Source organism: Gemmatirosa kalamazoonensis, assembly GCF_000522985.1.
Classification (GTDB): domain Bacteria; phylum Gemmatimonadota; class Gemmatimonadetes; order Gemmatimonadales; family Gemmatimonadaceae; genus Gemmatirosa; species Gemmatirosa kalamazoonensis.
The window spans coordinates 2,152,617-2,164,897 of sequence record NZ_CP007128.1 but is presented as its reverse complement, the minus strand read 5'-3'; the positions used below and the strand labels follow the sequence as shown (position 1 = coordinate 2,164,897).

The 12,281-nt window shown below is 71.7% G+C and carries 13 protein-coding genes; all 13 read right to left on the bottom strand.

Annotated elements, in window-relative coordinates; all coding sequences use genetic code 11:
- Positions 1-47: 47 nt before the first annotated feature.
- A complete protein-coding gene (locus J421_RS09355; protein ID WP_025410917.1) occupies positions 48-929 on the bottom strand; it encodes an L-histidine N(alpha)-methyltransferase in 882 nt (293 codons plus the stop codon).
- 6 nt (positions 930-935) lie between these two features.
- Positions 936-1,679 carry a spondin domain-containing protein gene (locus tag J421_RS09350; RefSeq protein ID WP_025410916.1) on the bottom strand — a complete coding sequence of 248 codons (744 nt, stop codon included), beginning with the start codon at positions 1,677-1,679 and terminating at the stop codon, positions 936-938.
- A 38-nt stretch (positions 1,680-1,717) separates the two neighbouring features.
- Positions 1,718-2,197, bottom strand: a complete 480-nt coding sequence (locus J421_RS09345; RefSeq protein ID WP_025410915.1) for a DM13 domain-containing protein — start codon at positions 2,195-2,197, stop codon at positions 1,718-1,720.
- 12 nt (positions 2,198-2,209) lie between these two features.
- Complete coding sequence (locus J421_RS09340) at positions 2,210-3,589, bottom strand: NAD(P)/FAD-dependent oxidoreductase (RefSeq protein WP_025410914.1); 1,380 nt, start codon at positions 3,587-3,589, stop codon at positions 2,210-2,212.
- Positions 3,586-3,777: a hypothetical protein gene (locus tag J421_RS09335; protein WP_025410913.1), complete on the bottom strand. Its 192-nt coding sequence runs from the start codon at positions 3,775-3,777 to the stop codon at positions 3,586-3,588. Before J421_RS09335 ends, J421_RS09340 begins: the two co-directional genes overlap by 4 nt.
- A 238-nt stretch (positions 3,778-4,015) precedes the next feature.
- The gene (locus tag J421_RS09330; protein WP_201773131.1) at positions 4,016-5,176 is read right to left on the bottom strand and encodes a glucose 1-dehydrogenase; all 1,161 of its coding nucleotides are present in this window, start codon (positions 5,174-5,176) and stop codon (positions 4,016-4,018) included.
- Positions 5,173-6,789 (bottom strand): SMP-30/gluconolactonase/LRE family protein, encoded by a 1,617-nt coding sequence (locus J421_RS09325; RefSeq protein WP_025410911.1) that lies wholly within the window; start codon positions 6,787-6,789, stop codon positions 5,173-5,175. The genes J421_RS09330 and J421_RS09325 overlap by 4 nt, the downstream gene beginning before the upstream one ends.
- 2 nt (positions 6,790-6,791) lie before the next feature.
- Positions 6,792-7,655, bottom strand: coding sequence for a heme-binding protein (locus J421_RS09320; protein ID WP_025410910.1), 864 nt, complete (start codon positions 7,653-7,655; stop codon positions 6,792-6,794).
- A gap of 210 nt (positions 7,656-7,865) precedes the next feature.
- Complete coding sequence (locus tag J421_RS09315) at positions 7,866-8,645, bottom strand: VOC family protein (protein WP_201773130.1); 780 nt, start codon at positions 8,643-8,645, stop codon at positions 7,866-7,868.
- Complete coding sequence (locus tag J421_RS33590; protein ID WP_201773129.1) at positions 8,594-8,872, bottom strand: VOC family protein; 279 nt, start codon at positions 8,870-8,872, stop codon at positions 8,594-8,596. Before J421_RS33590 ends, J421_RS09315 begins: the two co-directional genes overlap by 52 nt.
- Complete coding sequence (locus tag J421_RS09310; protein ID WP_025410909.1) at positions 8,869-10,494, bottom strand: GMC oxidoreductase; 1,626 nt, start codon at positions 10,492-10,494, stop codon at positions 8,869-8,871. The genes J421_RS33590 and J421_RS09310 overlap by 4 nt, the downstream gene beginning before the upstream one ends.
- A 382-nt stretch (positions 10,495-10,876) precedes the next feature.
- Entirely contained in the window at positions 10,877-11,698 is an 822-nt protein-coding gene (locus J421_RS09305; protein ID WP_025410908.1) for an aquaporin, read from the bottom strand.
- Entirely contained in the window at positions 11,695-12,261 is a 567-nt protein-coding gene (locus J421_RS09300; protein WP_025410907.1) for an OsmC family protein, read from the bottom strand. The genes J421_RS09305 and J421_RS09300 overlap by 4 nt, the downstream gene beginning before the upstream one ends.
- Positions 12,262-12,281 lie beyond the last annotated feature (20 nt).

The window sequence follows — 12,281 nt, the reverse complement described above, 5'->3', positions numbered from 1 at the left end:
AGGCTCACGATGACGCGATCTCGTGCGCTGTCAATGGTACGTGCCCATCACGCGGCGGGCGCCGCGACGACCAGGGCGAAGCGTTCCGCGGCGTCGGTCCACCACGACGTCGCGCGGAGGCCCACCCCGCTCAACATCGCGTCGACACGGCCCCGATCGAACTTGCAGTCCACCGCCGTGCGGATCGACTCGCCCTGCCGCAGCACGATCGAGCCGTGCCGCGCCGTCTCCACGAACAGCGCGCGGCGCGCGACGAGCGACGTGTCGACGCGCCGCAGATCGGCGTCGTAGCGCACGGTGTACGCGAACTGCCGCGCGTCGAAGTCGGCGCCGAGCTCGCGGTTCAGCAGTCGCAGCACGCCGAGGTGCGTCGCGGCGCGGGCACCGGCGGCGTCGTGCCCCTCGTCCTCCAGCACCGCACGGTCGCGCCGCAGGTCGAGACCGAGCAGCAGGCGGTCGGCGGCGGTCATCGTCGCGCGCACCACGCGCAGGAGCCGCACCGCGCCCACGGTTCCAAAGCGGCCCAACGCATTTCCCGTGCAGACGTGCAGCCGTGGATGCGGCAGCGACGGCAGCCCGAGGTCGAGCGTGGGATCGCCGGCGACGGCGTGCACCGTGGTCCCCAGCTCGCCGAGCGCGTCGAGCAGCGGCTCGGCGGCGCTCGCCGCATCCGGCGCCACGAGCACGGCGACACGCACGTCGGCGCGCAGCAGCTCCGGCAGATGGTTCGTGATCAGCGCGCGCTCCACCGCCGCGCACGCGTGCCTAACGATCTCGTCGCCGTCGGCGCGGGCCTCGGCGAGCACCCACGCCGGCACCTCGCGCTGCCGGTGGCGCAGCGCGTCCATCACCTCGGCGACGCGGGCCGGGCCCCAGTGGGGGCTCCCGGTCCGCGATGCCTCGTCGGATCCCGCCGGCGCGGTCCGCATCTGCGCTCAGCGCGCCGCCGTCGCGGTGGACGGACGGATGGTGACCTTCACCACGTCGCGCGTGGCGGGGTACGTGAAGCGGTCGTGCACGAGCTGCACCGGCCTGCGCTCCGCGGCGCCCGTGTTCGGCGCGGGCTGGCGCGGCGCCTGGCTCGCGCCGAGCCCGGGCTCCTCGTTCACCTCCGTGCCGGCGTCCCACAGCCGCAGCTCGCTCGTGACGTCCGCGACGCGCGGCTGTCCCTTCGCGTCGAACAGCGCGATCGCCTTCGGGCCCGGCGCGTAGAACAGGTCGTTCGACTGGCCGAACATGAACGCGAGCGTCAGGCGCTGGCCGGGCGACGCCGCGACGGTGAACTCGTACGCCTTGCCCGGCGTGATCGGACCCGCGTGCGCGTCGCCGACCGGCGTGCCGGCCACGCCGTTGCGCAGCACGCTCTTCAGGTTCGCCGTGACGTAGTCCGCGAGCACGCCGGGGTTGCCGTCCTCGGCGAGCCGCTCGAGCCCCTGGCCGCGGTCCACCGCACCGGGCGTGAACAGCGGGTTCCCCTCGTCGGTGATCGTCCACAGCAGCGGCGCGGTGGGCGCTGGCGCGGTCTTGCCGTTCGACAGCTTGAGCGTGGCGGGCGTGGACACGTTCTCCACGCGGATCGTGAACTGCACCTCGCGGCCGGCCGCGTACTGCGCGCGGAGCGAGGCGGGAAGCGTGAGCGCGGCGACGGCGAGCAGCGCCGCGGAGCGGGAGCGAGTCATCGGAGTGTGTCGGTCGTGTGTGTGGTGTTGGGACGCGCTCAGCTCGCGGCGAGCGGCGCGGTCGCGAAGTTGACGCTGAAGCGGCGGCACCAGACGGTGACCGCGCGGTACTTCGCGAGGTCGACGGAGTCCGGCACGTCGTAGTTCTGATCGCCACGGTTGCCCTTCATCGCGCCGAGGCTGATGAACCCGGCCTTCGTCACGGTCGCGTTGTCCGACGCGTCCGGCGCAGCGACGAGGTAGATCTGCACGTCGGGGCCGTTCGACGTCTCGAAGCCGGTGAAGCGCACGATGCGCTTGCCGTTAGGCAGCCGGTACACCGTGGCCTGCCCCTTCGTCTCGTGGTGCACCCCGTGGAACGCGCCGGTCTCCAGCGCCACGGGCGTGGTGCTCGGCGCCGCGGCGGCGAGCGTCTCGTTCACGGTCTGGTTCACGAACAGGCGCTCGGGGCGGAACGCGTACCAGGCGCCGCCGGCGATGATGGCGGCCACGGCGATCAGTGCGGTGCGACGTTGCATCGGTCGGGCTCCTCAGGTGTGGGCGGATTGCAGTGCGTCACTCGTGTCGGCTAGATGTGTCGCCGCCGCGAAATGGTTCCGAGCAAAGCGAGGCACCTGCTCGTGCCGAGCGAAGGGCGACGTGCGCGTGCTGAACTGGACGAGGTCCTTCGAGAACAGCACGTCGAGCGTCCAGTCGATCGCGACGCGCACCTTCTTCTCGAGCCGCGGCAGCTTGGCGAGGTAGATCGTGCGCCACAGCCACCACGCCACGAAGCCGGAGAAGTTCACGCCGAGGATGTTCGCGACGCCGGTGCGCCGTCCGATCGTCGCGAGCAGCCCGATCGTGGAGAACGTGAACGGCGTCATGCGCCCGCCACGCAGCTCGGCGACGATGTTGCGCGCCACGCACCGTCCCTCGCGCAGCGCGTGCTGCGCGGTGGGCGGGAACGCGCTGCCCGTCGCGGGGTCGGCGATGTGCGCGCAGTCGCCGAGGGCCCACACGCCGGGGAGTTGCGGCACGCGCAGGAACGGATCGACGACGATGCGCCCGCGCTCCATCGCGCACGGCACGTCGGCGAGCGCGGGATTGGCGGCGTTGCCGGCGGTCCACACCACCGTGCGCGCGTCGACGCGCTGGCCGTCGCTGAGCACGACCGCGTCGCCGTCGAGTCCTTTCACGCGCGCGTTCAGCACCACCTCGACGCCGCGCTCGGCGAGCCGCGCCTGCGTGTACCGGACAAGCGCCTCGCCGAGCTCCGGCAGCAGGTACGGGCCCGGATGCACCACCAGCACGCGCAGGTCGGCGGGCCCGAGGTTGCGGTAGAAGCGCAGCGCCTCGCGCAGGAAGTCGTTCGCGGCCGCGACCGTCTCGACGCCGGCGAAGCCGCCGCCCGCCACCACGCACGTGAGCAGCGGCCGCCGGATCGACGCGTTGCACTCGAAGTCGGCCTCCTCGAGGTGCTGGATGAGCCGGTTGCGCAGATGGATCGCGTCGCCGAGCGACTTCATGGTGACGGCCCGGTCGGCGAGACCCGGGATGCCGAAGAAGTTCGTGACCGCGCCGAGCGCGACGACGAGGTGGTCGTACGGCAGCGTGTGCGCGTGCGCGCCCTCGGCGTGCGACACGGTGACCGTGCGCGCCTCGGTGTCGATCCCCTCCACGGTGCCGCAGAAGATGCTCGTGCGGCGCAGCAGCTTGCGCAGCGGGCTCACGATGGTCGTCACGTCGAGATCGCTCGCCGCGACCTCATGGAGCATCGGCGTGAACAGGAAGTAGTTGTCCCGGTTCACGATCGTGAGCCGCACCGGCGCGTCGTCCGGCAGCAGCCGCTCCAGCTCGCGCGCCGCGGTGAGCCCCGCGAACCCCGCGCCGAGGATGACGATCCGCGTCGGCGTCGCCTTCGCGCTCACGCGACCACCGCCATGCCCGGCAGCGCGTACAGCCGCTCCGGCGACGTGAGGTCCTCGCGCGGCGGCATGAGATCGGGGCGGGCCCACGCGAGGTACGGCAGGAGGCCGAGCGCGGCGAGGGCGACGTGCACGTCGGCTTCGGTGAGGCGCGCACGCGGACGCGGCGCGGTGGGCTCTTCGTTAGGCATGGCGGCATTCCCGTGTGGGTGACGCTTGGCGGGAATGCCGGGTCGGCGGGAAGAGTTCCTTCTGCCTTCGCGCCCTGGCAGGGCTCCACGTACGTGTTTCTGTAGGACTGAAGAAGGACTGAAGGAGGACTGAAGAAGGACCAACGACTCTGTTGGTGTTCTCCTTCTTCAGTCCTTCTTCAGTCCACCTTCAGTCCAACGCACACACGTACGTGGCGCCCGGACGAGCCACGCCGATCTATCCCTCGAGCGGCGCGACCTCGCAGTACACCTTGATCGCGTCCTTCCCCATCGTGAGCGTGTCGAGCAGCGCCCGGTAGCTCTCGAGCCCCTTCACGGGATGCGTGAGCAGCCGCGCGAGCCAGCCGGGATGCGTCGCCTCCGCGAGGGCGAGATCCTGCACGCCGCGCTCGAAGTCCGCGCGGCTCGCGTTCACGCTGCCGACGGCCACCTTGTTGCCGAGCACGAAGCCCTGGTTGATGCGGTCCGCGGGCACGGTCACCGTGCGGTCGCCGCCGGTCACGCTCACCATCACGAGCACGCCGTTCTTGCCGAGCGCCTCCATCGCCTCGAACACGAGCGGCGAGTAGCCGGTCCCCTCGATGATGAGATCGAACGGCCCGTGCAGCCGCGACGCCTCGCGCACGCTCGTCGCCGCCGTGGACAGGTAGGTCGCGCCGATCGCGTCGAGCAGATCCGCGTTCACGTACGGGCGCTCCGTGCGTCCCATCGTCACCACCTCGAGCCCGCGCAGCCGCAGGAACATCGACGCGAGCAGGCCGAGCGTGCCCGAGCCGAGGACGAGCGCGCGCCGCGGCTGCCACACGCGCAGGCGACGCTGGATCTCGTACGCCTGCGCGATCGCCTTCTCCGCCACGCTCGTCGGCTCCAGCAGCACGCCCACCTCGCGCAGCTCGCGCGGCACCGTCACGAGATACCGCGCGCTCTCGGCGAAGTACTCCGCGAGAAAGCCGTGACGCAGGTTGATGCCGCGCTCGAAGTACGTGTCGTCGGTCGTCATGTCCTGCAGCCCGACCTGGTCGTACACGCTCGACCCCGGCCGCCGCACGGACGCGACGACGTGGTCGCCGACGCGGATGCCGGTCACGTCGGGCGCGACCGCCGTCACGATGCCGAAGCTCTCGTGGCCGAGGATGAGATGGTCGTCGCCGGGCGGCGCGGCGCCGTACTCCGCGGCGTTGATCTCCTTGTCCGTGCCGTCGACGCCGACGCGCAGCACGCGCACGAGCACCCCGTCCGGCAGGTCGAGATGCGATGGTACGCGCACGTCGCGCAGGTGGATGCTGTCCGGCGTTCCCGGCACGACGGCGACCGCCTTCATCGTCGCGCCGGGCACTGGAGGCGTGTAGGCGGTCGTGCCGGGAGAGATCGTGGTCATGGCCTGCTCCTGGTGGTCTGGGCGGTCAGGGCGGTCTGCGTACTCGGCGCCGGCCATGGCCGGACGCCGGGCACGCTGAGGCGGATGCGATAGAGGCTCGTGCGCGCGGTGATGTAGAGCGTGCGGCCGTCGGCGTCGCCCCACGCGAAGTTCGCGGGCGTCTCCGGTGGGCTGATGGTGCCGAGGTGCGTGCCGTCGGGCGCGAAGATCCAGATCCCGCCGGGGCCCGCCGCGTACACGTGCCCCTCGCGGTCGACCTTGAGGCCGTCCCACGCCTGCTCACCGGGATCGCTGCGCGTGACGTCGGCGAACACCGCGCCGGCGCCGAGCGAGCCGTCGGCGAGCACCGGATAGCGCATGATGACCTTCCGCGCGACGTCCCAGTCGTCGACGTACACGAACCGCTCGTCGGGCGAGAACGCGAGGCCGTTAGGCCCCGTGAGGTCGCGCGCCACGAGCCGCACCTCGCCGTTCGCGACGCGGTACACGCCGGAGTACGGCAGCTCCTTGCGTGGGTCGTCGAAGAACTTCGGGAGGCCGAACGGCGGATCGGTGAAGTACAGCGCGCCGTCCGACTTGTAGACGAGATCGTTCGGGCTGTTCAGGCGCCGGCCGTCGTGGCGATCCGCGAGCACCGTGATCTGTCCTCTGCGCTCGAGCCGCACGACACGCCGCCGCCCGTGCTCGTCGATCGTCAGCCGTCCCTCGGCGTCGAGCGTGAGGCCGTTCGAGCCGGGCTGACCGTACTCGCCGACGTCGACGCCCGCGTAACCGCTCTTCGGACGGAACACCGACACCTGGCCGTCGGGCGACCAGCGGTAGATGGTGTTCGCGTTCGGGTCACTGAACAGCAGGTAGCCGTCGGGGTGCCACACCGGCCCCTCGGTGAACTGGAAGCCCGTCGCGATGCGCTCGATCGTCGCGTCGCGCGGCACGATCGCGTCCACCTCGGGACGCAGCCGCTTCACCTCGCCGCCCGTCACGCGGCGCACGCCTAACGACGCGTCGGAGTGGAACTCCAGCGTGGCCGAGCGGATCCAGACGAAGTTCGCCGGCGGCTGCGAGAGCGGGGCGTTCGCGCCGAACACCGCGAGCTGGAACGTCTGCCCGGGGCGCACGTCGCGGGCGACGATCACGCGGTTCGGCGCGTTCCACCCGCGCGCGAGCCCGGCGCCGCTCGCGCCGAGCACCTGCGGCAGCCGGCCGTCGACCCACACCTCGGAGTAGTCGTCGACGACGACCTCGAACACCACGGTCGCGCCGGTGGGGTCCAGCGAGCCGACGCGCTCGGGGATCGTGAAGCGCAGCCGGTACCAGCTGAACGACAGCCGGCCGCCGCCGCGTCGCGCGTCGAGCGCGTCGGGCGCGATCGTCTCCCACGCCGCGTCGTCGAAGTCGGCGGCCCCGGCCTGCGGCGCGACGTCGTGCGTGCGGTCGACCGGCACGATCGCCGCGTCGTGGTAGCGCCACGTGCCGCTCACGAGCCGCGCGCCGTCCGGCGTCGCGAGATCCACGATCGCGGCGGGGCGGCCCGCGGGCACGCTCCCGGTTTCCTGCGCGCCGGCACCTCGAAGCGCGACGAGTGCCAGCAGCGCGCCGATGATCGGTCGCATGGCTAGCGCACCTTCACGACGTAGTACGTGAGCGGCGCGTTCACCTCGCGGAACCAGTGCGGCGTGCCGTTGGGCACGATGACGACGTCGCCCACCGCGAGACGGCGCGTCTCGCCCCCGGTGACGCCGGTGCCGCGGATCTCGCCGGGCACGGTGCTCTTGCCATCCACGACGGCGCCGCCGGTGACGAACGTCGCGGAGCCGCCGGTGACGTAGATGATGTCGGTGTCCTGCGTGTGCACCTCGACCTGTCCGGGTCCCTCGCGTCGGCTCGTGTGCACCATGTAGCTGCGCCCGCCCGCACCGTCGAACAGCACGGCGCCCTTCGCGAACGACGCGGTCACCTGGTCGTTGGACCAGTACGAGACCGGGCCCGTGGCGGCGCCCTCCGCGGCGGCCGGGCCCAACGCGGCGGCGCCGGCGGTCGCCAGCTCCTCGTCCTGCTGCGCGCTCGCCGCGCCGCTCACGCCCACGCCGCCCACGATCTGTCCATCGACGACGATCGGCACGCCGCCCTGGAGCGGCGTGAAGTCGTCGAGCGCGACCATCGCGGTGCGGCCGTTCTTCACCACGTCCTCGAAGAACTTCGTCGGCTTCCTGAACAGGACCGCCGTGCGCGCCTTGCCGATCGAGATCTTCGCGCCGGCGGCGAACGTGCCGTCCAGCCGCTCGACCGCCATCAGGTTGCCGCCGTCGTCCACCACGGCGATCACGCCGGTGGTGTGGTTCTGTCGCGCGTACTGCTCGGCCGCCGCGATCACGCGGCGCGCACCGTCGAGCGTGAGCGAGGGTTTGGAGCTCGTGGGCTGCGCGCCTAACGGAGCGGCGAGCAGCGCGGCAATCGGTAGTAGTCGTGTGGTTCGCATGGAAGTGTCTCGGGAAACTGCCTTGGCTGTGTGAATGAACCGCAGAGGACGCGGAGGGCCGCAGAGGACTTCAACAGGTCTCGACCACGGAGGACACGGAGGACACGGAGGAAACCATCAAGACTTGGTTGTCCTCTGCGTCCTCTGCGTCCTCTGCGGTTCAATGCCGTTCTCCGCGCGGCTCCGCGTGAGGACGTCGTCTTTCGCCGGTCAGCGCGGCTGCGCGATCCGCACGACGTGCCCGTCGGGGTCGCGCACGAGCAGCGCGCGCGCGAAGCCGAGCGGCAGCGAGTCGAGCGCGATCACGCCCGACGACACGAGTGGCGCGTGCGCGGCACGCAGCGCGCGCTCGGCTGCCCCGGCGTCGGGCGCCGCGATCGTCGTCTCCCAGTGCAGCAGGTCGTTCGCGCGCGCGTCGGGCGGATACGGGCGGCCGTCGCGCGGCGCGAGGTACTCCAGCAGCTCGATCCCCGGCCCCTGCGGCGCGCGCAGCGCCGTGATGCGCAGGTGTGCGCCGAACACCGCGTTCAGCCGCTCCTGCTCCGGACCGTAGTTCTCGCTCTCGCCGGCGACGCGCAGGCCCAGCACGTCGCGGTAGAACGCGAGGCTCGCCTCGGTGTCGCCGGAGACGATCGCCGTGTGGTCGATGCCGAGAAACAGCGGGCCATCGGCGCGGTGCCACTTCGCGGCGCCCTTCCCCGGCGGGAACCAGAGGATCTCCAGCGTGTGGCGGTCGGGATCCTTGAAGTAGAACGCGCGGATGCCGCCCGCGTTCGGGTTCCAGTCCGGCAGCCGCTGCGGCTCGGACGACGCGTGCTCCACGTGGAAGCGGCGCAGCACCGCGTACGCGCTGTCCATGTCGCGCACGATCACGGCGACGTGCTGGAACCAGCGGTCCTCGCTGCGCGAGTCGGCCGGCACGGGCTGCCCGCGCGGCGTCAGGTACTCCGTGAGCTCGAGCTCCTCGTCGCCGAGCCGGAGCCGCACCACGCGCGCGCGCGCGCCGGGAACACCCCCTGCAGGTGCTCGTAGGCGCTGCCCGCGACCTCCACGTCGGAGATCGTCCGGAACGAGAGCACGCGCGTGTAGAACGCGACGGCGCGCTCCATGTCGGAGACCGTCATCCCGACGACCGGCACCGCGAGCGGCTGCGCCGACGCCGCGGACGCGGGGCCCGACGCGAGGAGCAGGACGAGGAGCAGGCGGCGCATCGTCACGCCCCCACCGCGCCGGCGTAGCGCGCCGTCGACGCGCTCACGGCCGCCGCGGCGCCCATGCGGTCCAGCAGGTGGTCGCCGACGCGCAGCGCGTTCGCCATCACGGTGAGCGCGGGATTCACCGCGCCGCTCGACGGGAAGAAGCTCGCGTCGACGACGTACAGGTTGTCGACGTCGTGCGCGCGGCAGTGCACGTCGAGCGCGGACGTGCGCGGGTCGGTACCGAACCGGATCGTGCCGTTCTGGTGCGCCACGCCCGCGAGCGGGATGCGCTGGCCGACGAACAGGCTGCGCGCGAACAGCCCCACGTGACAGTCCTTGCCGTGGATGGGGCACGCGCGCTGGCCGTTCATGAGGCGGTGCAGCTCGCGGATCAGCCGCTTGTGCCCCTCCTCGTTGTTCGGCCGGTACGCCAGCACGACGTTGCCGTCGCGGTCGAGCGTGACGCGGTTGTCCGGATGGGGCAGATCCTCCGACGTGAGCCAGAAGTCGAGCGAGTGCGACGCCATGAGCTCCAGCGTGAACCCCGGCGCGATCGCCGGCGCGCCCGCGGAGAGCGTCACCGCGTCGAGCTTCCCGACGAACGAGATGTGCCCCATCGGGTACGCCCATTCCGGCGTGCCGAAGTAGAAGTCGTTCAGCGCGAGCGTCTTCTGGAAGACCGTGGGATTGGGGCAGCGCGACACCGCCATCTGCACCGAGTTGATGTGCCCCATGTAATGCCGCCCCACGACGCCCGAGGCGTTCGCGAGCCCGTGCGGATGGCGCTCGCTCGCCGACCGCAGCAGCAGCGCCGCGGAGTTGATCGCGCCGCACGCGACGACGACCACGTCGGCCGAGTAGCGCTCCGTCGCGCCGTCGCGTTCCACGATCACGCCCGTGACCTCGCGCCCCGACGCGCTCGTCTCGAGCCGGCGCACGAGCGCGTTCGTGAGCAGCGAGACGTTCGGCTGCTCGAGCGCCACGTCGACGCCGAGCACCTGCGCGTCCGACTTCGCGTTCACGAGACACGGGTGGCCGTCGCACGTCGCGCAGCGCACGCAGAGGCTGGTGCGACGATTCGCCTCGTTCAGCCGCACGCCTAACGGCACGTGGAACGGCTTGTGGCCGAGCGCGGCCCAGTCGTCATGCAGCTGCTGGATGCGCGGCTCGTGGCTCACCGGCGCGTGGGCGTACGGCGCGCTCGCCGGCGGATCGGTCGGGTCGACGCCGCGCTCGCCGCGCACCTCGTAGATGCGCTCCGCCTCGGTGTAGTACGGCTCCAGCTCGTCGTACGAGATCGGCCACGCGGGCGACACGCCGCCGTGGTGCGCGATCTCGCCGAAGTCCTCGCGCCGCAGCCGGAACAGCGCCGCGCCGTAGAACTTCGTGTTGCCGCCGACGCAGTAGTTCGTGTGCGGGTGCAGCTCCCCACCCGCCGCGTCGCGCCACACCTCGCGCGTCTGGTACTTCCCCTTCTTGTTGACGGCGAGCGTGCTCCAGTTGTCCGGCTCGCGCGGCACGTAGTCGCCGCGCTCGAGGATCAGGATCCGCTTGCCGGAGGGCGCGAGCCGGCGCGCGAGCGTGCCGCCGCCCGCGCCGCTGCCGATGATGATGACGTCGTAGTGGGTGTCGTGCGGCATGGCCGGCCTCGGCGCTGAGAGAGCGCGACGCGGAGTGCGTCGTTCGTGGCCGGCTGTAAGTGCACGCCCTGCCGGATGGTTCCCGTTCGTCTCACGCAGAGGACTGCCTCTTTGAATTGAACCACAGAGGGCACAGAGGGCACGGAGGAAACCAACTTCTTCTCTTGAAGGGTTCTCCTCTGTGTCCTCTGTGCCCTCCGTGGTCAATGGCAGTTGACGTTCTCTTCGACAGGTTCGAGGTGACAGGCGAGTACTCTGGGAATCCAACGGCGATGAAGAGGATCTCGAGATCTCTTCAATCGCACTTGGATCCCCAGGGTACTCGTCTATCCCCTCGCCTTATCGATTTTCTCTGCGGCCCTCCGCGTTCTCTGCGGTTCATTCACACAGCCAGGGCAGTCCTCCGCCTCCTCCGCGGCTCCGCGTGAGACGTCTGCGCGGCGTGCTCGCAGAAGATGCACGGCTCCGCGTGCGCCATCTTCGGGCAGGCGACCGCCCGCATTCCCCGCCGCGCGACGTAGAGCTGCGCCGCCGCGAGCATGCCGAGCAGCGGCGCGGTGAAGTAGACCCACAGCGCGGTCCAGTCCCCCGCCACGACGGCCGAGCCTAACGTGCGCGCGGGGTTCATGCTCATCCCCGAGATCGGCGACTCCAGCGTGATGTACGTCGCCACGAGCAGCGCGGCGAACACGCCGGTGAAACGCGACCAGCGCGGCGACGCCGTCGCGTGCAGCACCACGGTCATCAGCACGCCCGCGATCGCCGCCTCCGCCGCGAACGCGACGGCCGCGCCGCGCGGACCGGGACGCGTCACGACGTAGTGCACCGCCGGGTGGCCGAGCGCCATGCCGACGAGCCCGCGCGCCGCGAGCACGCCGGCGAGCCCGCCCGCGAACTGCGCCGCGACGTACGCCGCCGCGTCGCGCGGCGCGATCTTGCCGAGCCGCAGGAACGTGAGCGTGAGCGCGGGGTTCAGCTGCGCGCCCGACCGCTTGCCCCACGGCGAGTACACGATGGCGATCAGTGTCGCTCCCATGAGCGCGCCGCCCAGCGCGCGCGGCATCCATCCGCCGCCGAGCGCGCGGTGCAGCGGCGACGCCGGGTGGCCCAGCACGGTGCCGACGACGCACGCCGACACCATGAAGCAGCCGAGCAGCGTCGCCTCGAGCAGGTACTCGGGCCAGTGGGAGCGATGCGCGGTCATCCTGCCACGGTGGAAGTCGCGCGGCGCGCCGAGGGTTCCCCGGCCGGCACCGTCACCAGCTCGCTCGTGAGCGGGATGCCGCGCAGCGCGTCGAGCACCATGTTGTGCGCCAGCACGCGCGCGTGCAGCCGCTCCAGCGCCGCGCGCGGCGCGGACGACGTCAGCGTCGCCCGCACGTGCAGCGCCGGATAGCAGTGGCGCGCGTCGGCCGGCGCGGCGAACCCGGCGAGCCCGTCGAACTCGCGGCGCGGATCGAACACGCCTTCCACGACGAAGTGGACGCGCTCGAGCGGGATGCCGAGATGCGCGGCGAGCATCGGGTAGTCCGAGCCCGCGCACGCCGCGGCCGTCGTGAAGATCTGCTCCCACGGGAAGAGCGTGTCGGCCGGGTTGTCGCGCAGCGACGCCGGGCGCTCGAGCCGCGGCGCCGTGTATGGATCGCGCGTCGTGGAGTCGAACGTGTAGTGCGCGCGGTACGTGCCGCGCACGGAGTCGCCGTGCCGCTCGAACGCGTCGACGATCTCCTCCACGCTGCTCGCCATCTCTCCGAACACGATCGGCATCGCGTCATCCTCCGTGAGGG

Excerpts from the sequence above, each read along its gene's own strand:
- J421_RS09355 (WP_025410917.1), bottom strand. The coding sequence starts at position 929 with ATGCGGACCGCGCCGGCGGGATCCGACGAGGCATCGCGGACCGGGAGC.
- J421_RS09350 (WP_025410916.1), bottom strand. The coding sequence starts at position 1,679 with ATGACTCGCTCCCGCTCCGCGGCGCTGCTCGCCGTCGCCGCGCTCACG.
- J421_RS09345 (WP_025410915.1), bottom strand. The coding sequence starts at position 2,197 with ATGCAACGTCGCACCGCACTGATCGCCGTGGCCGCCATCATCGCCGGC.
- J421_RS09335 (WP_025410913.1), bottom strand. The coding sequence starts at position 3,777 with ATGCCTAACGAAGAGCCCACCGCGCCGCGTCCGCGTGCGCGCCTCACC.
- J421_RS09330 (WP_201773131.1), bottom strand. The coding sequence starts at position 5,176 with ATGACCACGATCTCTCCCGGCACGACCGCCTACACGCCTCCAGTGCCC.
- J421_RS09325 (WP_025410911.1), bottom strand. The coding sequence starts at position 6,789 with ATGCGACCGATCATCGGCGCGCTGCTGGCACTCGTCGCGCTTCGAGGT.
- J421_RS09320 (WP_025410910.1), bottom strand. The coding sequence starts at position 7,655 with ATGCGAACCACACGACTACTACCGATTGCCGCGCTGCTCGCCGCTCCG.
- J421_RS09310 (WP_025410909.1), bottom strand. The coding sequence starts at position 10,494 with ATGCCGCACGACACCCACTACGACGTCATCATCATCGGCAGCGGCGCG.
- J421_RS09305 (WP_025410908.1), bottom strand. The coding sequence starts at position 11,698 with ATGACCGCGCATCGCTCCCACTGGCCCGAGTACCTGCTCGAGGCGACG.
- J421_RS09300 (WP_025410907.1), bottom strand. The coding sequence starts at position 12,261 with ATGCCGATCGTGTTCGGAGAGATGGCGAGCAGCGTGGAGGAGATCGTC.